The organism is Brevundimonas sp. FV1ye4L, from assembly GCF_058681255.1.
This window is the reverse complement of the sequence record NZ_CM178734.1, coordinates 2820860-2841193: the sequence shown is the minus strand read 5'-3', so window position 1 is coordinate 2841193 and position 20334 is coordinate 2820860. Positions and strand designations below refer to the sequence as shown.

The window sequence follows — 20334 nt, the reverse complement described above, 5'->3', positions numbered from 1 at the left end:
CTTAAGACGATTTAATCCGGCTGTCGCACATCGGCGCCGGAACCCTCATCGTGCTGTTACACAACACGCGTATTGCGCCCTCGTCGCCATTTCGGGCGATTATCTTTCTCCTAGGAGCAAAGCGATGAAGGTTCTCTCCCCCGTTCTCTTCGCCGTCGCCGTCCTGTCCGTGTCCCCCGCCCTCGCTCAGGACGAGGCCACGATCGCCTTCCGCGATCTGGACCTGTCCACCGCCGCCGGCGCCGCCGCCTTCGACGGCCGCATCGACCAGGCCGCCGCCGACCTGTGCCGCAACTTCACGGTTCCGGGCAGCCGGATCGTTCGCAGCCAGGCCTGCCGATCGGCCGTTCGCGCTGAAGCCATGCGCCAACTGCCGCGCTCGCGCCAGATCGACTACGCCCGCGCCCCGCGCGACGCCCGTCAGGTCGCCCAGGTCGTCGGCCTGTTCGCCAACAGCTGATCCGAGGCCGGCGGAGGGCGCGGCGCCCTTCGCCGGCCTGCGGGCCTACAACCATTTCGTGCGCTTGAAAGTGACGTACAGCCCGACGCAGACGGCGACGATCAGGCTCATCACGAGCGGATAGCCGTAACGCCAGTGCAGTTCCGGCATGAATTCGAAGTTCATCCCGTAGATGCCGGCAATGGCCGTCGGCACGGCGAGAAACGCCGCCCAAGACGCCAGCTTCCGGGTGATGACGCCCTGACGCTGCTGCTCCAGCAGATTGGCGACTTCGAACACCGAGGCGAGGATTTCTGTCAACCCGTTCAGCCGGCTGTTCACCCGCCGCACGTGGTCGCCGATGTCGCGAAAATAGGGACGGACGTTCGGATCGATACAGGGCAGATCCAGCGACTGCAGCTTGCCCGCCACCTCCTCCATCGGACCCAGGATGCGTCTGAACTTCAGCAGTTCACGGCGCAGGGTGAAGAGGCGACGAATCTCGCCGCGGGACAGGAAGGCGTCCAAAGCCCTCTGCTCCAGTTCAAGCACGCTGTCCTCGGCGCCGTCGACGATGGGCGCATAGGCGTCGACGATGAAGTCCAGCACCCCATGCAAGACGAAATCCGGCCCGGCCTGAAGCTGCTCGGGCGCGGCCTCCAGCTGGGCGCGCAGAGCCGTGTGTGACCGCTCCGATCCATGGCGGATCGTGATGACATGGTCGGTTCCGACGAAGACGTGGGTCTCGCCATAGCTGATGTGGTCGTCCACCTTTTCGGCGGTTCGGGCGACGACGAACAGTTCGTGGCCATAGACCTCGACCTTCGGCATCTGGTGCGCCGACAGGGCGTCCTCCACTGCCAGGGGGTGGAGATGAAACCGCTTCACCAGGACGTCGAACTCGGCGTCGGTCGGATCGTGCAGACCAATCCAGACGAACTCGTCCTTGCTCAGCTTGAGCCCAGCCTCAGTGAGAGGAGCCGGTCGCAGGCGATGACCGCTTGAATAAGTGTAGGAAGCGACGACCGGCATGGCGAACCCAGGATCAATATAAGTCCGGCTTAAGCCGCGTCGGCACGGAGCGAAAGTCATGCATGACCGGAATGTCATGACGTCGATTTATAAGTCGGCCCCGTTTCCGCCCAAGAAGCTTCGCCGTTTCGATCTATTCGGCGATCACTGTTCCTCTGCCGCAACGACGGTGGAAACAGGAAACGACAATGTTCAGGATCATCGCTCTCTCGACCGCCGCCGTGCTCTTAGCCGCCGGCTCAGCCTCTGCAATGAACGCCACGGTGCGCTATGGCGATCTCGATCTCACTACGCCGGCGGGAACCGCGCGGCTCGACGCCCGGATCGCCAGTACGGCGAACGCCGCTTGCGCGGCCTATGCGGGCCTGCAACGGCGGAATTGCCGCTCGGCCATTCGCAAGGAGGCGATCGATCAGCTGCCGACGCCTCGCCGTACTGACTATACGCTGAACAGGCGCAGCTTTGACGTCTGAAGCAGATCGCCGCCGGAGCGATCCGGCGGCGACAGCATCTCGTCAGTTCGTCGGGAAGCCCCGGACCTTCAGCAGGGCCGCCACGTCCGGGTCGCGACCGCGGAAGGCGCGGTAGGCTTCGGCGCGGTCGGTGGTGTTGCCCGGCGCCAGCATGATCGACTTGAAGCGGCCGGCGATGTCCGGATTGAAGACGTCGCCCGACTCCTCGAAATAGGCCCAGGTGTCGGCGTCCATCGTCTCGGACCAGAGGTAGCTGTAGTAGCCGGCCGAATAGGCGTCAGACGTGAACAGGTGATTGAACTGCGGCAGGCGGTGCCGCATCACGATCTCCCTGGGCATGCCGATGCGCGCCAGGCTGGCCTTCTCGAAGGCGTCGATGTCGGTCGGCGGCGTGGTTTGCGTGTGCAGGTCCATGTCGACGATGGCGGACGACAGATAGCTGACCGTCGCATAGCCCTGGTTGAAGGTGGACGAGGCCTGGATCTTGTCGACCAGGGCCTGGGGCATGGCTTCGCCCGTCTGATAGTGTTTCAGATAGCCGTCCAGGATGGGCCGGCTCAGCACCCAGTGCTCGTGCACCTGCGACGGATATTCGACGAAGTCGCGCGGCGTATTGCCGAACGACGGATAGGTCACGTTCGCCGAGAAGTAGTGCAGGGTGTGGCCGAACTCGTGGAACAGGGTCTCGGCGTCGTCCAGCGAGATCAGCACCGGCTCGCCGGGCTCGGGCTTGGTGAAGTTGTTGTTGTTCGAGCCCAGGATCACCTTTGAGCCGTCGAGGGTCGAGAAGGACCGATAGGTGGTCATCCAGGCGCCCGAACGCTTGCCCGGACGGGCATAGTCGTCGGTGTAATACAGGCCGATCAGCTTGCCGGTGGCCTTGTCGTGCAGCTCATAGACCTCGACGTCCGGCTCGAAGGTCGGGACCGAACCCTTGGGCAGTTGAGTGAATTTGAAGCCGTACAGACGCTCAGCCATGGCGAAGGAGCCGGCGCGCACCGCGTTCAGCTCGAAATAGGGTTTCAGCTGGTTCTGATCCAGGTCGTACTTGGCCTTACGAACCTTCTCGGCGAAGTACAGATAGTCCCAGGGCTCGATATCGAACCCGGCGATCGCCTTCATGTCGGCGACCTCTTCAGCGACGCGGGCCTTGGCCGGCGCCCAGACGCGGTCCATCAGGTTCTGCGCATTGGCCGGGGTCTTGGCCATGGTGTCCTGCATGCGCAGTTCGGCATGGTTGCGATAGCCCAAGAGCTTGGCCCGCTGATCACGCAGCTTCACGATCTCGGCGATGGTCGCATTGGTGTCGTTGGCGTCGCCGTTGTCGCCGCGATTGACGAACTTCTTCCAGACCTGCTCGCGCAGGGCCCGGTCGTCGGCGAAGGTCAGGAAGGGATCGACCGACGAACGGGTGTTCAGGATGGCCCAGCCCTGCAGATTGCGGCTGCGCGCGGCCGAGGCGGCGGCAGCCTTGTTCGAGGCGGGCAGGCCGGCCAGACCGGCTTCGTTCGGGATCAGGGTCCAGGCGTTCTCGTCGGCGACGACCTTCTGGCCGAAGCGGGTGAAGGCGTTGGACAGGGCGGTGTTGATCCGGCCCAGCTCGGCCTTGCCGGCCGCGTCCAGATTGGCGCCCGAACGGATGAAGGCGTCGCGGCGACGCTCGGCCAGACGCTTCTGCTGGGCGCTCAGGCCCATGGCGTCGGCGTTGTCGGCGATGGTCTTGACGCGCTGGAACAGTTTTTCGTTGAAGGTGATCTCGTCGAAGGCCGCCGACAGGATGGGCGACAGTTCGGTATCAACGGCGTCATAGGCCTCGCCGCCGATGTTGGACGTCATGACGCCATACAGGTTGGACGCCCGGTCCAGCGGCTCGCCGGCCAATTCCAGCGCCGCCATGGTGTTGGCGAAGGTGGGGGCTTCAGGATTATTGGCGATGGCGGCGATGTCGGCGCGTTGCAGTTCGATGCCTTCCAGCATGGCCTCGCGCAGCTTGGCCGGGGTCACCTTGTCGAACGGCGGCAGGCCGTCATAGGACCCGGTCCAGGGCTGCAGCAGTTCGGCCCGGGGCGTCGCGGCCGGCAGGACGGCGCGGGCGATGCGGGCCTCTTCGGCCAGATCCATGGCGGGCGGCGCGACGGAAGCGGCGCCGGATCCGGTCGAGGCGCAGGCCGAGAGGGCCATCAGGCTGCCGCCCGCGATGAGAAGCTGGCGTCTGTGCATGGAATGCTCCGTGGAAAAATCATGTCGGGGCTACACTTAGGCGCGCCAGGGCGGATCGTCACCTGCGCGGGGCGTTAAAGGCCCGTAATCTTGTTGGATCGATCGTCGCACTGTTCTAAAGCGCGGTCATGGCTATTGGCGTTTTCGACTCCGGCGTGGGCGGCCTGACCGTCCATCGCGAACTGACCCGGCGCTTTCCGCAGCGCGACTTCGTCTATCTGGCCGACCAGGCCCACGCCCCCTATGGCGGGCGGGGCGGCGAGGACATCGTCGAACTGACCAAGGCGGGGTGCGAGCGGCTGTTCGACGCCGGCGCCTCGGTCGTCGTACTGGCCTGCAACACCGCCAGCGCCATCGCCCTGCGCCGCCTGCAACAGACCTGGATCCCCGGCCTGCGCGAACGGCTGGGCCGCCCGGTCAATGTGCTGGGCATCATCGTGCCGACCATCGAGGCCGCCACAGGCAAGCCCTGGAGCTTCGAGGCGGAGCGGCCCCAAGAGGGCGAGAAGGTCGAGGCCATCGACATCACCGGCGTCTTCTGCACCGCCGCGACCGCCATCAGCCGCGTGTTCGAGATCGAGATCGACAAGCGGCGCGAGGACATCGCTGTCTTTTCCGAGCCCTGCCCCGGCCTGGCCGGCCTGATCGAACTGGGCGCCCCGCGCGAGGAGCTGAAGGTGGTGGTGGACGACCATGTCGACGCCCTGCGCCGCCGCGTCGGCCGCCATCCGGACAAGGCCATACTGGGCTGCACCCATTACGAGATCATCGCCGAACTGTTCGCCTCGGCCCTGCCGGCGGGGACGGTGCTGATCAACCAGCCGACCGCGGTAGCTGATGCGCTGGAGCGGTATTTCGCGCGGCACCCCGAGTTCGAACTGGGCGACAGCGGCCGCCGCGACTTCCTGACGACGGGCCAGGCCGGTCCGCAGTCGGAAATGGTGTCGCAGTTCTGGGGCGCGCCGCTGGCGTTCGCGCGGGCGTAGGGACGGACACGGCGCCGACGCGGTGCTCCGCCACCGCACGTCATCCTAGGCCTTGTGCCTAGGATCCATACTCCCGGTGTCGGGCTATGAGGCGCAGACTGTGCCGCTCTTCGCTATGCGGCGGGTCCTGAGTCTATGGATCCTAGGCACAAGGCCTAGGATGACGGTTGTGGGGGTGGGTGGAACTCAACACCCCGGACAATCCGGCAGGGCCTCGTTTTCGAGCTGAAGCGTCGTGTGGCGGATCGAATGGCGTTTCGCCAGCGCCTGGGCCTCCATCAGCAGGGCGTCTCCGTCCTCGCGGTCGTGGACTAGATGGGCCGTCAAGGCGGTCTCGGTGGTGGACAGGCCCCAGACGTGCAGGTCGTGCACCGCCCGAACGCCCGATAGCCCCATCAGCGCCTTTTCCAGCTTGGCCACGTCCACGTCGGCGGGAGCGCCGTCCATGGCCAGATTGACCGAATCCTTCAGCAGGCCCCAGGTGGACCACAGGATCACGGCGACGATGACCAGGCTGACCAACGGATCGACCAGGGACCAGCCGGTCAGCATGATCAGCCCGCCGGCCGCGACCACCCCCAGCGACACCCCGGCGTCGGCCATCATGTGCAGATAGGCGCCGCGGGCGTTCAGGTCGTGCTGGGACTTCATGAACAGCAGGGCCGTGCCCAGGTTGATGACGAAGCCGATGGCCGCCACCGTCATGATCACGCCCGACCCCACCGGCGCCGGTTCGGCGAAGCGGCGCACGGCCTCGAAGGCGATGGCCCCGCAGGCGAAGATCAGCAGCAGGGCGTTGCCCAGGGCCGCCAGAACCGTCGCCTTGCCGAAACCGTAGGTACGTCGGCCGCCCGCCGCCCCGTGCGCCCCGCGCCGCGCCAGCCAGGCCGCGCCGCCCGCCATGGCCAGGCCAAGCACATCCGACAGATTATGCCCTGCGTCGGCCATCAGGGCGGTGGAATCCGCGATCAGTCCGGCGCCGAACTCGCAGACGACGAAGGCCAGATTGACCACCAGGCCGACGGCGTAGCGCCAGTCGCCGGTGTCCACCGGCCCGTGAACGTGGCCGTGGCCGTGGTGATGCCCATGGCCATGGTGATGATGGCCGTGCGCATGACCATGATCGTGGTCGTGATCATGGTCGTGATCGGCGTGATCGTGTCCGTGCGAGGCGCTCATGTGTCGGCCTATACGCCATTTCCGCAAACGGCCAAGCTGCTACATGATAACGCATTGAATGTTATCATGTAATGCCCCGTCAGTGTTGATGCAGGGCGACCATCAGACCCAGGGCGATCAGGGCCGCCCCCAGCACCGCGCCCTCGTATCGCGCCCAGCGCTCCAGCCGCAGGATCGAGGCCCCCGCGCTGGCCAGGGCGGTGAACACCGCCATGCCGGCGATGGTGCCGACCGCGAAGACCAGGGTCAGCAGGACCAAGGCGGCGAAGCCTTCCGAGGCCGAGGACAGATAGATGGGCAACAGCACCTCGCCCGGCGACACCGCCATCATGGCCACCAGGCCCAGGAAGGCCGCCTTGTTGGAGACGGCAGGGGCGGCGGCGGCCATTTGCGGCCCGCCGGCCGTCACCGGACGCAGCAGGGTCGCCCGCGCCAGATAGAAGGCGCCGAACAGGAACAGCAGGACAGCCGCCAGGTGGGGCAGAAGCCCTTGGATCCATTGGTCCAGGGCCAGCCCCGCCGCCACGATCAGGCCGCCGACCACCGCCGTCGTCGCGATATGGGCCAGGCCCGCCACAGTCACCGCCAGCAGCACCCGCGACGCCCGCCAGCCCTGGGCCCTCCCCACAAGGGTGAAGGGCAGCCAGTGGGTCGGCAGGGCCGCGTGCAGAAAGGCCGCGACGAAGCCGCCCCCGAGCAGGGACAGCAGCACGGACGGTTCGGAGACGGGCGACATGGCGGCCCTATAGCTCGTTACTTTATAACAGTCGAGGCCAATTCAGCGTTAAAGCCAGTCGGCGAAGGGCTCCCGGTCCAGCATGTCCTCATAGGTGGGGCGCGGCCGGATGACGGCCCATTGGTCGCCGTCCACCAGAACCTCAGGCACGAGGGGGCGGCTGTTGTATTCGCTGGACATCACCGCCCCATAGGCGCCGGCCCCGGTGAAGACGACCAGATCCTCGGTCTCGAGCGGGGGCAGGTCGCGGTCGCGGGCGAAGGTGTCGCCGGTCTCGCAGACCGGGCCGACCACATCATGGGCGCGGGCGGCGCCGGGACGCGGATTGACCGGCTTGATGTCATGGAAGGCGTCGTAAAGGGCCGGGCGCATCAGGTCGTTCATCGCCGCGTCCAGCACCAGGAAGCGCCGCCCGTCCGAGCGTTCGTTGACCTGGATCACCTGGCTGAGCAGCACCCCGGCGTTGGCGGCCAGCAGACGGCCGGGCTCGAAGGCGGCTTCGACGTCCAGGCCGGCCAGGACCCGCGCGGCCATGGCCACATAATCCGCCGGCGACGGGGGTTCGACCCCGCCCGAATAGGGCACGCCCAGGCCGCCGCCCAGGTCCAGCCGCGTCACCGCATGGCCCTGGGCCCGCAGGTCGCGGGTCATCTGGGCCAGCACCGTGAAGGCGGCCTCCAGCGGGGCCAGGTCGGTGATCTGGCTGCCGATATGGCAGGCCAGGCCCACAGGCGTCACATGGGGCGAGGCGGAGGCGCGGGCGTAGAGGGCCATCGCCTCCTCGACCGGCACACCGAACTTGTCGCCCTTGCCGCCAGTGGTGATCTTGGCGTGACCGCCGGCGCCCACATTGGGATTGACCCGCACCGCCACGGCCGGCGAAGCCTGCATCAGGGCCGCGACCGCGATCAGCCGGTCCAGCTCGGCGCCGGATTCGATATTGATCTGGCGCACGCCCACGCTGATGGCGAAGACCATCTCCACATCGGTCTTGCCGACGCCGGAGAAGATGATCCGGTCGGCGGGGATGCCCGCCGCCAGGGCCCGACGAATCTCGCCCTCCGACACGGTGTCGGCGCCCGAGCCCAGCTTGGCCAGGGTCGCCAGCACCGACAGGTTGGAGTTGGCCTTGACCGCAAAGGCGATCAGGGCCTCGCCCAGGGCTTCACGATGGGCGTCGGCGGCGGCGCGCAGCAGGCCGTAGTGCCGCTTCAACGTCGCGGTGGAATAGACATAGACGGGCGTCCCCACCTCGTCGGCGATGATTTCCAGCGGCACGCCCTCGGCATGGAGGGCGCCGTCCTTCAGGTCGAAATGGTGCAAGGCGGCCTAGCGGGGATCGTTCTGGGCGGCGCCGGCGCCGATGGGATTGGAGGGACCGCCGTCGATCGGCACGCTGCTGGACGGGCGGTTGATCGTCGCCGGCTCGGGCAAGCCGGGGGCGCGGCTGCTGCGGGTGGCCCGCTCGGTCTCGCGCACCGGCGATTCCAGATCGGCCATGCGACCGCAGCCGGCGGCCGACAGGGCGAGCAGGCCCGCGAGGATCAGGGTCTTCTTCATAGGCGGGCTCTCCAGTCGGCGATGCGCGCGCGGACCTGTTCCGGCGCGGTGCCGCCATAGCTCTGACGGCTCTGGCACGAAGCCTCGGCGGTCAGCACCTTGTAAACCGCTTCCGTGATCCCCGGCTCCAGTTTCTGCATTTCTTCCAGGGGCAGTTGCGACAGGTCCACGCCCATCGCCTCGGCCTGTTTCACCGCCGCCCCCGTTACGTGGTGCGCCTTGCGGAAGGGCAGGTTCAGTTCGCGCACCAGCCAGTCGGCTAAGTCGGTCGCGGTCGAGAAGCCGGCGCCGGCGGCGGCCGCCATCCGTTCGGTGTTCGGACGCAGGGCCGAGACCATGGCGGTCATGGCGACCAGGGCCAGGTCCAGGGCGTCGAAGGCCTCGAACACCGGCGGTTTGTCCTCCTGCATGTCCTTGGAATAGGCGAGCGGCAGGCCCTTCATCACGGTCGACAGGGCGACCAGCGAGCCCAGGATCCGCCCGGTCTTGGCCCGGACCAGTTCGGCCGCGTCGGGATTGCGCTTCTGCGGCATGATTGACGACCCGGTCGTCAGGTCGTCGGGCAGGCTGGCGAAACCGAACATCGGCGTCATCCAGACCACGATCTCTTCGGCCAGGCGCGACAGGTGGCCCGCCGTGATCGAGGCGGCGGCCAGGCTTTCCAGGGCGAAGTCGCGATCCGATACGGCGTCCAGCGAGTTCGCCATCGGCCGGTCGAAGCCCAGCTCGGCCGCTGTCATATGGCGGTCGATCGGGAAGGGCGAACCAGCCAGGGCGGCGGCGCCAAGCGGGCTTTCATTCATCCGCGTACGGGCGTCGGCGAACCGGCCGGCGTCGCGGCCGAACATCTCGACATAGGCCATCAGATGGTGGCCCAGGGTCACGGGCTGGGCGGTCTGCAAATGGGTGAAGCCGGGCATCAGGTCGGCGGCGTGCTGCTCGGCCCGGTCCAGCAGGGCGACCTGCAAGGCCTTCAGCTGGGCGATGGTGCGATCGGCGGCGTCACGGACCCACAGGCGGAAATCGACGGCCACCTGGTCGTTGCGGCTGCGCGCGGTGTGCAGCCTGCCCGAGGGCTCGCCGATAAGTTCCGACAGCCGGGCCTCCACATTCATGTGGATGTCCTCGAACTGGTCGCGGAAGGGGAAGGTCCCGCCGAGGATCTCGGCCTCGATAGCGTCCAGCCCGCCCAGAATGGCCTCGGCGTCCGCCGCCTGGATCACGCCCTGCTTGGCCAGCATCCGGCAATGGGCGCGCGATCCGGCCAGATCCTGACGCCACAGACGCTGGTCCACGCCGATGGAGACGTTGATCGCCTGCATGATCTCGGCGGGCCGCGACGAAAAGCGGCCGCCCCACATGTCTTGACCTGCGGGCTTTGCCGGGGCCTTAGAAACATCAGCTTTGGCGGTATCGGAGGCGGCGTCTGTCATGAGTGGCTCGAGAAAGGCGATCTGGGCGGTCGTCGGCGCGCTCGTGCTGTTCAGCACGCTTGCCGGCGCCGGCGGCTTGGCGATGTCGCTATACGCCAATCATAGGCAGAAGGCGCAACCCCAGACGACGCCTGTTGCGAAAAGCGATCTGGCCCGGTTCGCCGTCGGGTCGCTGGCGTCGCTGGAGACGCCGTCCGAGCTGAAGACCGCGCCCGAATATATGTTCCGCGACCGCAACGGCACGGCGGTGCGGTTCTCGACCTTCGAGGGCAAGGTGGTGGTGGTCAATCTGTGGGCCATGTGGTGCGCTCCGTGCCGCACCGAAATGCCGACCCTGGCGGCCCTGGCCAGGTCCTATCAGGCGAACGAGGACCTGATCGTCCTGCCGATCAACGTCGACGCCTCGGCCGACGCCCTGGCCGACGCCAAGAGCTTCATCGACGTGCACGAGCCCCTGCCGCTGTACAGCGACATCAAGTTCCAGCTGCCGTTCGAGTTTCCGGGCAAGGGCAAGATGCCCCAGACCATCTTCCTGGATCGCGAAGGCCGGATCCGCGCCACCTTCTCGGGCGAGGCCGACTGGAACAGCCCCGAGGCCCACGCCTTGATCGACGCCCTGCTGGCGGAAGGCGCGCCTTCCGCCGGGACGACGCCTGCCGCCTGATCGGGGGTTCAGTTTTCGGCCGGCACGCGCCGGCCCGTCTCCGGGTTCACCGCGCCGGGTTTGCCCTCTGCGGCGGCTTCGGCCTGGTTTTCCTCCAGCTCGTCGGCGACATTGCCGGCGCCGGTTTCGACAGCCTGAGCGGCCTTCATGGCGCCGGATTCGATGACCTCCCCCGCTCGGGCCGCAGCCTCCGCGGTGCTGTCGGCGGCGGCCTCGGCGCGCGCCTCAGTGCTTTCCTGCTCGGTCTCGGTGCAGGCGGCGGTGCCCAGTGACAGAACGGCGGCGGCGGCCAGCAGGGCCTTCGTACGGATGGTCATGGGGTTTCTCCGGGTCGAGGTTGTCCGCCGCAGAACGCAGTAAGGCCAAGCCGGTTGCGCGAACACGGATACTTCCCGGCTTGGAGGATCATCGGCCGTTGGCCGCCAAGACGACAGCGGTGAGCAGGAGCGGCAGGGCGATCACCAGCATCACCGCGCTCGCTCCGTCCAAATCCAGAATGTGTCGCAGCAACCTCAGCCGCACCAAGAGGCTCGGGCAGCACTCACTTCGGTCGAGCTGCGAGCGACATGATTTCAAGGAAGTGGTGACTGGAGGCGGGATCGAACCGCCGACCTGTGGGTTATGAATCCACCGCTCTAACCATCTGAGCTACCCAGTCGCATCCCGTCTCCGGGCGTCCGCGAGGCCTGGGGCCAGCGCGAAAGAGGCGTGCCTATATCGCCGTCGGGCGCGCGGTTCAAGTCGTCTCGACGCAGATCGTGCGGCGATGCGGCGCATGACAGGGTTTCGCGGGAAGGCTAACCCTGAGGCTTCTGTTCAGACGGAACGTCCAGACCCGACCGGAGTCACCCCCATGCGCCTGATCATCCTCGCCGCCTCGACCTCCCTGCTCGTCCTCGCCGCCGCCTGCGGCGCCAGCGGCGAGAGCGCCCCGGCCTCGGGCCAAACGGAGGGCCAGGCGGGCGCGCCTCTGGAGACCCGGCCGGCCAACAACCCCGATCAAGAGCCCGCCTTCGCCGGCCAGACCCGCGCTCCAGGCGTGAAGACCGAGCAGGCGCTGAGCCACAGCGTCGTCGCCTCGGGTCTGTCGCTCCCGTGGGGACTGGCGCTGATGCCCGACGGACGTTGGCTGGTGACGGAGAAGCCCGGCCGACTGCGCATCCTCACGGCCCAGGGCCAGATCGGCGAACCGGTCCAGGGCCTGCCCCGCGTCGATGCGCGAGGCCAGGGCGGCCTGCTGGACGTCGTCGTCAGCCCCGGCTTCGCCCAGGACCGCTTGATCTACTGGAGCTATTCGGAGCCCCGTGAGGGCGGCAACGCCACCTCGGTCGCGCGGGGCCGCCTGTCCGACGACGGGGCGCGGGTGGAGAACGTCCAGGTCATCTTCCGCGCCCTGCCCGTCTATGACGGCGACAAGCATTTCGGCTCGGCCCTGGCGTTCGCGCGGGACGGCAAGCTGTTCATCACCCTGGGCGAACGCTCCGACCGGCCGATGCGGCCCCAGGCCCAGGACTTGGGCTCGCACATGGGCAAGACCATCCGCATCAACGCCGACGGCTCGGTCCCCCAGGACAATCCCTTCGTCGGCCGCGCCGGCGCCCTGCCCGAGATCTGGAGCCTGGGCCACCGAAACGCTCAGGGGATCGCCGTCCAGCCCGGCACGGGCGCGATCTGGACCATCGAACACGGCACGCGCGGCGGCGACGAGGTCAATCTGGACAAGCCGGGTCTGAACTACGGCTGGCCCGACGCGGCTTACGGCGTCGAATATGCGGGCGGTCAGATCACAGGCGGCAATACCCAGGCGCCCGGCACGGAACAGCCGGTCTATTATTGGGACCCGGTGATCGCCCCGGGCGGAGCAACCTTCTATCAGGGCGCCATGTTCCCTGGCTGGGACGGCGATCTGCTGGTCGCCGGCCTGAGAGAGAAACACATCGCTCGACTGGTGATCGAAAACGACCGCGTCGTCGGCGAGGAGCGGCTGCTGACCGACCTGGGGGAGCGGATTCGCGACGTGGCGGTGGGGCCGGACGGCGCCGTCTGGGCCATTACCGATGAAGCCGACGGCAAGCTGGTCAGGCTGGCGGTCGCGCAGTAGTCTGGCGGCGCCGGGGGGCAGGACCGGAACGCCGAGGCGTTTCGGAAAACAGGAGACACCATGCGCACCCTCTTCGTCGCCACCCTGATGACTGCACCCCTGATGACCGCCTGCGCCTCGACCGGCCAGACGAACACCTATCAGGAAGACCTCAAGCGGCTTGAAGCGAGCTGCACCGAGCGTCAGGGCATTCTGACCCCGACCGGTCTGCAAAGCGGCCGGCCCGAGACCGAATACGCCTGCCGCATCACCGGCGGCGCCACCCGCATTCCGCCGCGCTGACACGGCCGGAGCCGGCCCGACCGTAACGGCCGTGGCCGGCGCCTTGCGCGCTTTTATGGCTGGCGCGACCTCCGACCGGTCACCATCTGGATTTGTGCGGCCTCGTGGCCGCAGCCGTTCACGCGGCTTATTACTTGACGTTGACGTAAACGTAGGGTTCTTGACGTCCGAGCTTAGACCCGTCCTTCCCCCAAGGTCGCGAGACGTTCGCCCATTCGGCGGACCTCAAGCGCCGGGATCAAAATGGAGACACACGCCCATGGCTGACGCCTATATCTACGACGCCGTTCGCACCCCGCGCGGCAAGGGCAAGAAGGACGGCTCGCTGCACGAGATCACCGGCCTCAGCCTGGCCACCCAGGTTCTGGAGGCCCTGCGCGACCGCAACGACCTGGACACCTCCAAGGTCGACGACGTCATCCTGGGCTGCGTCACCCCCGTGGGCGAACTCGGCGCCGATATCGCCCGCACGGCGGTCCTCTCGGCCGGCTGGTCGCAATATACGGCGGGGGTTCAGGTCAACCGCTTCTGCGCCTCGGGCCTGGAAGCCGTGAACATGGCCACCGCCAAGGTGAAGTCCGGCGAGGCCGACTTCGCCGTCGGCGGCGGGGTCGAGGTCATGAGCCGCGTGCCCATGGGCTCGGACATGGGCGCCTGGCCGACCGATCCGTCGTCGGCCTTCCCCACCTATTTCGTGCCGCAGGGCGTGTCCGCGGACATGATCGCGACCAAGTACGGCTTCAGCCGCGACGACGTGGACGCCTATTCGGTCGAAAGCCACAAGCGCGCCGCACAGGCCTGGGCCGAGGGCCGGTTCAAGAAGTCGGTGATCGGCGTCAAGGACCAGCTGGGCCTGACCATTCTGGACCGTGACGAGACCATTCGTCCGAACACGGACATGCAGACCCTGGGCGGTCTGAACCCCTCCTTCGCCATGATGGGCGAAATGGCCTTCGACAGCGTGATCAACCAGCGCTACCCCGAGGTCGAGCGCGTCAACCACGTCCATACCCCCGGCAATTCGTCCGGCATCGTCGATGGTTCGGCCGGCGTGCTGATCGGTTCGCTGGAAGCCGGCCAGGCCCTGGGCCTGAAGCCGCGCGCCAAGATCCTGGGCGGCGCCTCGATCGGCTCGGAGCCGTCGATCATGCTGACCGGCCCGGAATATGTGACCCGCAAACTGCTGGGCAAGCTGGGCATGACGCCCGACGACATCGACGTGTGGGAGCTGAACGAGGCCTTCGCCGCCGTCGTGCTTCGCTACATGCAGGCCCTGAACATCGACCACGCCAAGATGAATGTGAACGGCGGCGGCATCTCGATGGGCCACCCCCTGGGCGCCACCGGCGCCATGATCACCGGCATCGCCCTGGACGAGCTGGAACGCTCGAACAAGTCGACCGCCCTGATCACCCTGTGCATCGGCGGCGGCATGGGCACCGCCACCGTCATCGAACGCGTCTGATCCGGAGCGAATGACTATGGAAAACTTCAAGATCGACATCGACGCAGACGGCATCGCCGTCATCGCCTTCGACGTCCCCGGCCGTTCGATGAACACCCTGACCAGCGCGGTCATGGCCGAGATCCCGGAACTGGTCGAACGGATCAAGACCGACGAGTCCATCAAGGGCGCGGTCATCACCTCGGGCAAGGCGTCGGGCTTCTGCGCCGGCGCGGACCTGGGCGACATGGCCGGCGGCGTGCTGTCGGGCGGCGGCGACCTGCAAAAGGCGTTCGACGCCGGCTGGAAGCTGAACGGCGCCTTCCGCGCGCTGGAGACCTGCGGCAAGCCGGTGGCGGCGGCGATCAACGGCCTGGCCCTGGGCGGCGGGCTGGAGTTCACCCTGGCCTGCCACTATCGCGTGGTGGAGAACGACAACAAGATCCAGCTGGGCCTGCCCGAGATCAAGGTCGGCCTCTTCCCCGGCGGCGGCGGCACCCAGCGCCTGACCCGCCTGGTCGGCGTGCAGAACGCCATGATGGCCATGAGCGAGGGCAAGTCCTTCCGCCCCAACGACGCCAAGGGCGCCGGCATCGTCCATGAAGTGGTTGAAAAGGGCCAGTCGGTCGAGGCCGCCAAGACCTGGATCAAGAACGGCGGCAAGGCCGTCCAGCCGTGGGACGACAAGTCGTTCAAACTGCCCGGCGGCGGTCCTTACCACCCGGCCGGCATCCAGAACTTCATGGTCGGCAACGCCATGTTGCGCAAACAGTCCTACGGCAACTATCCGGCCGTGGTGAACCTGATGAAGGCCGTCTACGAGGGTACGCAGCTTCCGATGGACGCGGCTCTGCGGATCGAGACCCGCTATTTCATCAAGACCCTGATGACGCCTCAGGCCCAGGCCATGATCCGCAGCCTGTTCCTGTCCAAGCAGGAGCTGGACAAGGGCGCCGTGCGTCCGGCCGACGTGCCCAAGTCCGATCCGAAGAAGGTCTCGGTCCTCGGCGCCGGCATGATGGGCGCGGGCATCGCCTATGTGCAGGTCATGGCCGGCATCGAGACGGTGCTGATCGACCAGACCCAGGAAGCCGCCGACAAGGGCAAGGCCCATGTCGAGGAACTGCTGAAAAAGCGTCTGTCGCGCGGTCAGATGACGCAGGACAAGTATGACGCCACCCTGGCCCTGGTCACCGCGACCACCGACTATGACCACATCAAGGGTTCGGACCTGGTGGTCGAGGCCGTGTTCGAAAGCCGCGAGATCAAGGCCGACGTCACCAAGCGCGCCGAGGCCCAACTGGTCGAAGGCGCCGTGTTCGGCTCCAACACCTCAACCCTGCCGATCACCGGCCTGGCCGAGGCCTCTGTCCGTCCCGAGGACTTCATCGGCATCCACTTCTTCTCGCCCGTCGACAAGATGATGCTGGTCGAGATCATCCTGGGCGAGAAGACGGGTCAGGCCGCCATCGCCAAGGCGCTGGACTATGTGCTGAAGATCAAGAAGACGCCGATCGTCGTCAACGACAGCCGCGGCTTCTACACCTCGCGCTGCTTCTCCACCTTCCTGATGGAAGGCATGGCGATGCTGGAGGAGGGTTACGGCCCGGCCCTGATCGACAATGTCGGGCGGATGACCGGCATGCCGCGCGGCCCGCTGGAGATGCACGACGACGTCGCCCTGGACCTGTCCTACAAGATCGCCAAACAGACGGCGCTGGACCTGGGCGACAAATATGTCCCGTCGGAAGGCGCCGACATCGTCGCCAAGATGGTCGAGGACGGACGCTTCGGCCGCAAGAACGGCAAGGGCTTCTACGACTATGACCAGAAGCCCAAGACCATCTGGAAGGGACTGAGCGACCTGGCGCCGACCACCAAGGGCATCGACAAGCCCGAGGAGGCGACCGCCTTCGCCCAGATCGACGAGCTGAAGACGCGCCTGCTGTATCGCCAGGCCGTCGAGGTCGCCCGCTGCTGGGCCGAGGGCGTCATCGACGACCCGCGCGAGGCCGACCTGGGCGCCATCCTGGGCTGGGGCTTCGCCCCCTGGACCGGCGGCCCGATCAGCATGATCGACGGCATCGGCCTGGCCCAGTTCGTGGAAACCGCCGACCGTCTGGCCGCGACCTACGGCGACCGGTTCAAGGTTCCGCAGCTGCTGCGCGACATGGCCGCCAAGAACGAGACCTTCTACGGCAAGTTCGCCCCGGAGAAGGCCGCCGCCTGATCGGCGACGACATCGTCAGACGACGGAACGGGCGGCCTTCGGGTCGCCCGTTTTGGTTTGGCCGCACCCTTCTTTCGTCATTCCGGGCGAAGGGCCGCTTGGCCCGTAGACCCGGAACCCAGCGGCGCGCGAGAGCGCGAACCTGTCGCGGACTCGGTGTCCAGCAAGGGTGAGGCGGATGGATTTCGCCTTCGGCGCCGCTGGGTTCCGGGTCTTCGCTGCGCTGCGCCCGGAATGACGAAAGCAAAAAAGACCCGCCCGACACGAGGTCGGACGGGTCGCTCCGCCGCCCCTCGCGGGGTCGGTGGCGGGTCGCTTGGGGCGACGGAGTGTCTAGGAAGGCGAGACGGTCGTCAGCCTTCGAGATCCTGGCCTTCGTCCGGCTCGGGCGTACCCAGCAGTTCGTCGGCGATCTTGCTGGTCGAGGCGCGCACGGCCTTTTCGATTGAGGCGGCGATGTCCGGGTTCTGTTTCAGGAACTCGCGCACATTCTCTCGGCCCTGGCCGATCCGGGTCGAATCATAGCTGAACCAACTGCCCGACTTCTCGATCACCCCGGCCTTGACGCCCAGGTCGATGATCTCGCCCAGTTTGGAGATGCCCTCGCCGTACATGATGTCGAAGATGACCTCGCGGAACGGCGGGGCGACCTTGTTCTTGACCACCTTGACCCGGGTGGTGTTGCCGACGACCTCGTCGCGGTTCTTGATCGCGCCGGTGCGGCGGATGTCCAGGCGCACCGAGGCGTAGAATTTCAGCGCATTGCCGCCCGTCGTCGTCTCGGGCGAGCCGTACATGACGCCGATCTTGTGACGGATCTGGTTGATGAACAGGACGATGCAGTTCGACTTGGAGATGGAGGCGGTCAGCTTGCGCAGCGCCTGGCTCATCAGACGCGCCTGAAGGCCCGGCAGGCTGTCGCCCATCTCGCCCTCGATCTCGGCGCGCGGCGTAAGGGCGGCGACGGAGTCGACGACCACGATGTCCACGGCGCCGGAGCGCACCAGGGTGTCGACGATCTCGAGGGCCTGTTCGCCGGTGTCCGGCTGGGACACCAGCAGATCATCAAGGTTCACGCCCAGCTTTTGGGCATAGCCGGGGTCCAGCGCGTGTTCGGCGTCGACGAAGGCGGCGGTGCCGCCCGCCTTCTGAACCTCGGCCACCGTATGCAGGGCCAGGGTCGTCTTGCCCGAGGATTCAGGACCGAAGACCTCGATCACCCGTCCGCGCGGCAGGCCGCCGATGCCCAGCGCCATATCCAGGCCCAGGGATCCGGTGGACACCGAAGGGATCACGTCGGCGACCCCGCCCTTGCCCAGTTTCATCACCGAACCCTTGCCGAAGGCGCGATCAATCTGAGCGATCGCCGCCTCCAGGGCCCGTTGCTTGTCGCCGTCTTCCTTGCCCACCAGTTTCAAAGCCGCCTGTGCCATTGCCTTCGTCTCCCTTGCCATGATTCCCGTCAGAAGCTTGGGAGAGACCCGCCATGGACCCGCCCCCGTTTTTGTGAGGCCGACTATGTGCACGGTTTGTTCTGGTTCACAAGATGTTCTCATCGAGAACAGATGAGAACATCCAAACCTACGTCCGATTTTGACGTGTCAGGGCGCGGTCATCTCGACCGCTGACGGCGGCTCGGCGTGGCGGGCCGCCATGGACAGGCCGCAGCCGAGGATCAACACAGCCGCCGCCAGACCCGCGAGGGTGTGGACTGCGAGGTTCGGCGTCCCGGCCGCATCCAGCCTCGTCGGGGCCAGGGGTCTGGCCAGGACGAGGATCAGCAAGGCGATCAGGCCCAGCGCGCCCGGCTGGTCCATGCCCAGGCCCAGAAAGACGAAATGGCCCAGTCCCGCCAGCCAGCCGCCGACGACCACAGTGGCCACAGCGGCCGGCGCCAGGGCCGCCCACCGCTCCAGCCGCGCGCCGATGACCGCCGCCAGGGCGGCCGCAAAGGCGGCCGCCAACCCGGTCCAGACGAACAGCAGGGCCGCCTCGGGCGCAAAGGCTTGGACCAGAACCCCCAGGATCAGCACCAGGACGATTGCGCCCAGCCATCCGCCCCAGACCGTCTCGTCCTCGCCGTTGGGCCACAGGCTCAGCGCCGCTGCGATGCCCGCCGCGGCCAGGACCATAGGGTTGAAGCCGCCCATGACCGTGGCCAGCACGGCCGCCGCCGTGGTCACGCCTGCCAGCAACCGGCGTCCGATTAGGGCTCGGCCCGCCATCAAGGCCAGCATCGCCCCCAGCACGGCAAGGCCCGCCCCCGCCTCCATCCAAGGCAGGCGACGCAGCATCATGTAGTAGATCTCTGACGAGTCGATCCGATCGCCGACCGGCCCGGCTAGGACTCGCGCGGCCTGAGCCACCACGACGCCCGCACTCAGCAGCCATAGCCCGCCGGTGAACCCCTTCATCCCCTGGCGCCAGGTCAGGCCCGTGGCGTGGCGCGCGCCCCAGGCCGCGAAGCCGGTCAGCACAAAGCCTAGCCCCAGCAGCCCCCAGCCCGCGTCCGGTCCGTGCCGCAGCACCCCCAGGCCGAAGACATCGGCATAGACGGCGTTCCGCGTCGCCTGAGGCAGGACCGGCGCCCGCAACAGGGCGTCGGCGGTCTCCAACGCCTGGTCGCCGATATGCTGCACACTGCCCTGATCCAAGGCGTCCGGGGTCGAGCTGGGCGAATGGTACTGGGCCGGGCGGCCGATGAAGGCCAGATTGACCCCCGCCAGGCCTCGGTCGGCGGCGATGGTGAAATCGGTCCCGTTCGGCATCAGCCGATAGACGAAGACGGCCAAGGCGTTGCTGGACGGCCCGCCCTGCGCCCGGCGGGTCGCCTGGGCGTACAGGTCGATGGTCTGGGCGTTGCCCGGGCCGGTTTCGAACATCAGGGCGCGCCCGCCGCCGCCCCTCGCCTCCAGGTTCACCACCGCCCCGACCCGGTGACGCAGCGGATGTTCGCTGAAGAAGGCCCGCGCCCCGTCCAGATTAAGTTCCTCCCCATCGGTCAGCAGGATGATCAAGCCCCGCTCGGCCGGCCCGCGCGCCTTGATCGCCCGCACCGCCTCCAGCACGGCGGCCACGCCGCTGGCGTCGTCGGCCGCGCCCGGCGAACCCGGCACGCTGTCGTAATGGGCCATCAGCACCACCAGCGGCAGGCTGGGGTTCCGACCCGGCAGGACGCCGACCAGATTGACCACCGACAGGCCCTCGACCGTCTCGCCCCGATCCTCGATCCGCTGCACCGCTGCGGGCGAGAGGACGCCGGCCTGAAGCGCCGGCGACAGGCCCAGCTGCGTCATTCGGCCGTACAGATAGGCCTGGACCAGGGCGTGATCGGTCGAACCGACCGGGCGGGGCGAGCGCGCCATGACCCGCACATCCGCCATAGCGCGTTCGGCCGAGAAATCCGCAGAAGGGGCGCTCGCCGGCGCGGGCCGGGGCGTCTGAGTCGTAATCGCGGCCAGGCCCAGCGCCGCCGCCAGGGCCGTCAACAACAAGGCCAGCCGCATTAGATGCATCCCCCGAGGCGTCATCTCGCCAATAGGGCCGAGGCTGCGC

At 67.4% G+C, this 20334-nt stretch carries 18 protein-coding genes and 1 tRNA gene; 8 read left to right on the top strand and 11 right to left on the bottom strand.

All coding sequences use genetic code 11. From position 1 onward, the window contains the following. Positions 1-124 precede the first annotated feature (124 nt). Positions 125-460, top strand: coding sequence for a UrcA family protein (locus tag ACW17X_RS13675; RefSeq protein ID WP_492098187.1), 336 nt, complete (start codon positions 125-127; stop codon positions 458-460). A gap of 45 nt (positions 461-505) precedes the next feature. Here the strand turns inward: ACW17X_RS13675 and ACW17X_RS13670 are convergent, their stop codons facing one another. Further along, positions 506-1471, bottom strand: coding sequence for a magnesium and cobalt transport protein CorA (locus ACW17X_RS13670; protein WP_492098185.1), 966 nt, complete (start codon positions 1469-1471; stop codon positions 506-508). Positions 1472-1659: 188 nt separating this feature from the next. Here ACW17X_RS13670 and ACW17X_RS13665 point away from each other — a divergent pair, with 188 nt between their 5' ends. Next, positions 1660-1944 carry a UrcA family protein gene (locus ACW17X_RS13665; RefSeq protein WP_492098183.1) on the top strand — a complete coding sequence of 95 codons (285 nt, stop codon included), beginning with the start codon at positions 1660-1662 and terminating at the stop codon, positions 1942-1944. A gap of 42 nt (positions 1945-1986) precedes the next feature. Here ACW17X_RS13665 and ACW17X_RS13660 read toward each other — a convergent pair whose 3' ends face one another. Next, positions 1987-4164: a M3 family metallopeptidase gene (locus ACW17X_RS13660; protein WP_492098181.1), complete on the bottom strand. Its 2178-nt coding sequence runs from the start codon at positions 4162-4164 to the stop codon at positions 1987-1989. Between the two features lie 128 nt (positions 4165-4292). Here ACW17X_RS13660 and ACW17X_RS13655 point away from each other — a divergent pair, with 128 nt between their 5' ends. Next, positions 4293-5150 carry a glutamate racemase gene (locus tag ACW17X_RS13655; protein ID WP_492098179.1) on the top strand — a complete coding sequence of 286 codons (858 nt, stop codon included), beginning with the start codon at positions 4293-4295 and terminating at the stop codon, positions 5148-5150. A gap of 186 nt (positions 5151-5336) precedes the next feature. Here ACW17X_RS13655 and ACW17X_RS13650 read toward each other — a convergent pair whose 3' ends face one another. From ACW17X_RS13650 to argH, 5 genes are all read right to left on the bottom strand, one after another. Then, on the bottom strand, positions 5337-6329 hold the full coding sequence (locus tag ACW17X_RS13650; RefSeq protein WP_492098177.1) for a cation diffusion facilitator family transporter: 993 nt from the start codon (positions 6327-6329) through the stop codon (positions 5337-5339). A gap of 79 nt (positions 6330-6408) precedes the next feature. Further along, entirely contained in the window at positions 6409-7065 is a 657-nt protein-coding gene (locus ACW17X_RS13645; protein WP_492098175.1) for a hypothetical protein, read from the bottom strand. A 48-nt stretch (positions 7066-7113) separates the two neighbouring features. Continuing rightward, complete coding sequence (gene lysA, locus ACW17X_RS13640) at positions 7114-8388, bottom strand: diaminopimelate decarboxylase (protein WP_492098173.1); 1275 nt, start codon at positions 8386-8388, stop codon at positions 7114-7116. Between the two features lie 6 nt (positions 8389-8394). Further along, positions 8395-8625: a hypothetical protein gene (locus ACW17X_RS13635; RefSeq protein WP_492098172.1), complete on the bottom strand. Its 231-nt coding sequence runs from the start codon at positions 8623-8625 to the stop codon at positions 8395-8397. Further along, positions 8622-10058: an argininosuccinate lyase gene (gene argH, locus ACW17X_RS13630; RefSeq protein WP_492098170.1), complete on the bottom strand. Its 1437-nt coding sequence runs from the start codon at positions 10056-10058 to the stop codon at positions 8622-8624. Before argH ends, ACW17X_RS13635 begins: the two co-directional genes overlap by 4 nt. Here argH and ACW17X_RS13625 point away from each other — a divergent pair. After that, on the top strand, positions 10057-10722 hold the full coding sequence (locus ACW17X_RS13625) for a redoxin domain-containing protein (RefSeq protein WP_492098168.1): 666 nt from the start codon (positions 10057-10059) through the stop codon (positions 10720-10722). The two genes, argH and ACW17X_RS13625, sit on opposite strands and share 2 nt — an antisense overlap. Positions 10723-10730: 8 nt before the next feature. On the opposite strand, the gene ACW17X_RS13620 is transcribed toward ACW17X_RS13625, so the two are convergent. Further along, a complete protein-coding gene (locus ACW17X_RS13620) occupies positions 10731-11039 on the bottom strand; it encodes a hypothetical protein (protein ID WP_492098166.1) in 309 nt (102 codons plus the stop codon). Between the two features lie 264 nt (positions 11040-11303). Further along, positions 11304-11380: transfer RNA gene (locus tag ACW17X_RS13615), tRNA-Met, on the bottom strand. Positions 11381-11575: 195 nt separating this feature from the next. Between ACW17X_RS13615 and ACW17X_RS13610 the strand changes: the two genes are divergently transcribed. The 4 genes from ACW17X_RS13610 (at position 11576) to ACW17X_RS13595 (ending at position 16779) form a co-directional block, all read left to right on the top strand. After that, positions 11576-12823, top strand: a complete 1248-nt coding sequence (locus tag ACW17X_RS13610) for a PQQ-dependent sugar dehydrogenase (protein ID WP_492098164.1) — start codon at positions 11576-11578, stop codon at positions 12821-12823. A 60-nt stretch (positions 12824-12883) separates the two neighbouring features. After that, a complete protein-coding gene (locus ACW17X_RS13605) occupies positions 12884-13105 on the top strand; it encodes a hypothetical protein (RefSeq protein WP_492098162.1) in 222 nt (73 codons plus the stop codon). Positions 13106-13364: 259 nt separating this feature from the next. Then, complete coding sequence (locus ACW17X_RS13600) at positions 13365-14570, top strand: acetyl-CoA C-acetyltransferase (RefSeq protein ID WP_492088831.1); 1206 nt, start codon at positions 13365-13367, stop codon at positions 14568-14570. 16 nt (positions 14571-14586) lie between these two features. Continuing rightward, on the top strand, positions 14587-16779 hold the full coding sequence (locus ACW17X_RS13595; RefSeq protein ID WP_492100470.1) for a 3-hydroxyacyl-CoA dehydrogenase NAD-binding domain-containing protein: 2193 nt from the start codon (positions 14587-14589) through the stop codon (positions 16777-16779). A gap of 353 nt (positions 16780-17132) precedes the next feature. On the opposite strand, the gene recA is transcribed toward ACW17X_RS13595, so the two are convergent. Both recA and ACW17X_RS13585 read right to left on the bottom strand, forming a co-directional pair. Then, positions 17133-18212, bottom strand: coding sequence for a recombinase RecA (gene recA, locus ACW17X_RS13590; protein ID WP_008261712.1), 1080 nt, complete (start codon positions 18210-18212; stop codon positions 17133-17135). Positions 18213-18380: 168 nt separating this feature from the next. Beyond that, entirely contained in the window at positions 18381-20285 is a 1905-nt protein-coding gene (locus ACW17X_RS13585) for a M20/M25/M40 family metallo-hydrolase (protein WP_492098161.1), read from the bottom strand. Between the last annotated feature and the right edge of the window lie 49 nt (positions 20286-20334).

Bases quoted from the DNA above. Each gene is read 5' to 3' on its own strand.
- ACW17X_RS13585 (WP_492098161.1), bottom strand. From the start codon at position 20,285: ATGCGGCTGGCCTTGTTGTTGACGGCCCTGGCGGCGGCGCTGGGCCTG.
- ACW17X_RS13625 (WP_492098168.1), top strand. From the start codon at position 10,057: ATGAGTGGCTCGAGAAAGGCGATCTGGGCGGTCGTCGGCGCGCTCGTG.
- ACW17X_RS13595 (WP_492100470.1), top strand. From the start codon at position 14,587: ATGGAAAACTTCAAGATCGACATCGACGCAGACGGCATCGCCGTCATC.
- recA (WP_008261712.1), bottom strand. From the start codon at position 18,212: ATGGCACAGGCGGCTTTGAAACTGGTGGGCAAGGAAGACGGCGACAAG.
- ACW17X_RS13645 (WP_492098175.1), bottom strand. From the start codon at position 7,065: ATGTCGCCCGTCTCCGAACCGTCCGTGCTGCTGTCCCTGCTCGGGGGC.
- ACW17X_RS13605 (WP_492098162.1), top strand. From the start codon at position 12,884: ATGCGCACCCTCTTCGTCGCCACCCTGATGACTGCACCCCTGATGACC.
- ACW17X_RS13675 (WP_492098187.1), top strand. From the start codon at position 125: ATGAAGGTTCTCTCCCCCGTTCTCTTCGCCGTCGCCGTCCTGTCCGTG.
- ACW17X_RS13620 (WP_492098166.1), bottom strand. From the start codon at position 11,039: ATGACCATCCGTACGAAGGCCCTGCTGGCCGCCGCCGCCGTTCTGTCA.
- argH (WP_492098170.1), bottom strand. From the start codon at position 10,058: ATGACAGACGCCGCCTCCGATACCGCCAAAGCTGATGTTTCTAAGGCC.
- ACW17X_RS13650 (WP_492098177.1), bottom strand. From the start codon at position 6,329: ATGAGCGCCTCGCACGGACACGATCACGCCGATCACGACCATGATCAC.
- ACW17X_RS13660 (WP_492098181.1), bottom strand. From the start codon at position 4,164: ATGCACAGACGCCAGCTTCTCATCGCGGGCGGCAGCCTGATGGCCCTC.
- ACW17X_RS13610 (WP_492098164.1), top strand. From the start codon at position 11,576: ATGCGCCTGATCATCCTCGCCGCCTCGACCTCCCTGCTCGTCCTCGCC.
- ACW17X_RS13655 (WP_492098179.1), top strand. From the start codon at position 4,293: ATGGCTATTGGCGTTTTCGACTCCGGCGTGGGCGGCCTGACCGTCCAT.
- ACW17X_RS13600 (WP_492088831.1), top strand. From the start codon at position 13,365: ATGGCTGACGCCTATATCTACGACGCCGTTCGCACCCCGCGCGGCAAG.
- ACW17X_RS13665 (WP_492098183.1), top strand. From the start codon at position 1,660: ATGTTCAGGATCATCGCTCTCTCGACCGCCGCCGTGCTCTTAGCCGCC.
- ACW17X_RS13635 (WP_492098172.1), bottom strand. From the start codon at position 8,625: ATGAAGAAGACCCTGATCCTCGCGGGCCTGCTCGCCCTGTCGGCCGCC.
- ACW17X_RS13670 (WP_492098185.1), bottom strand. From the start codon at position 1,471: ATGCCGGTCGTCGCTTCCTACACTTATTCAAGCGGTCATCGCCTGCGA.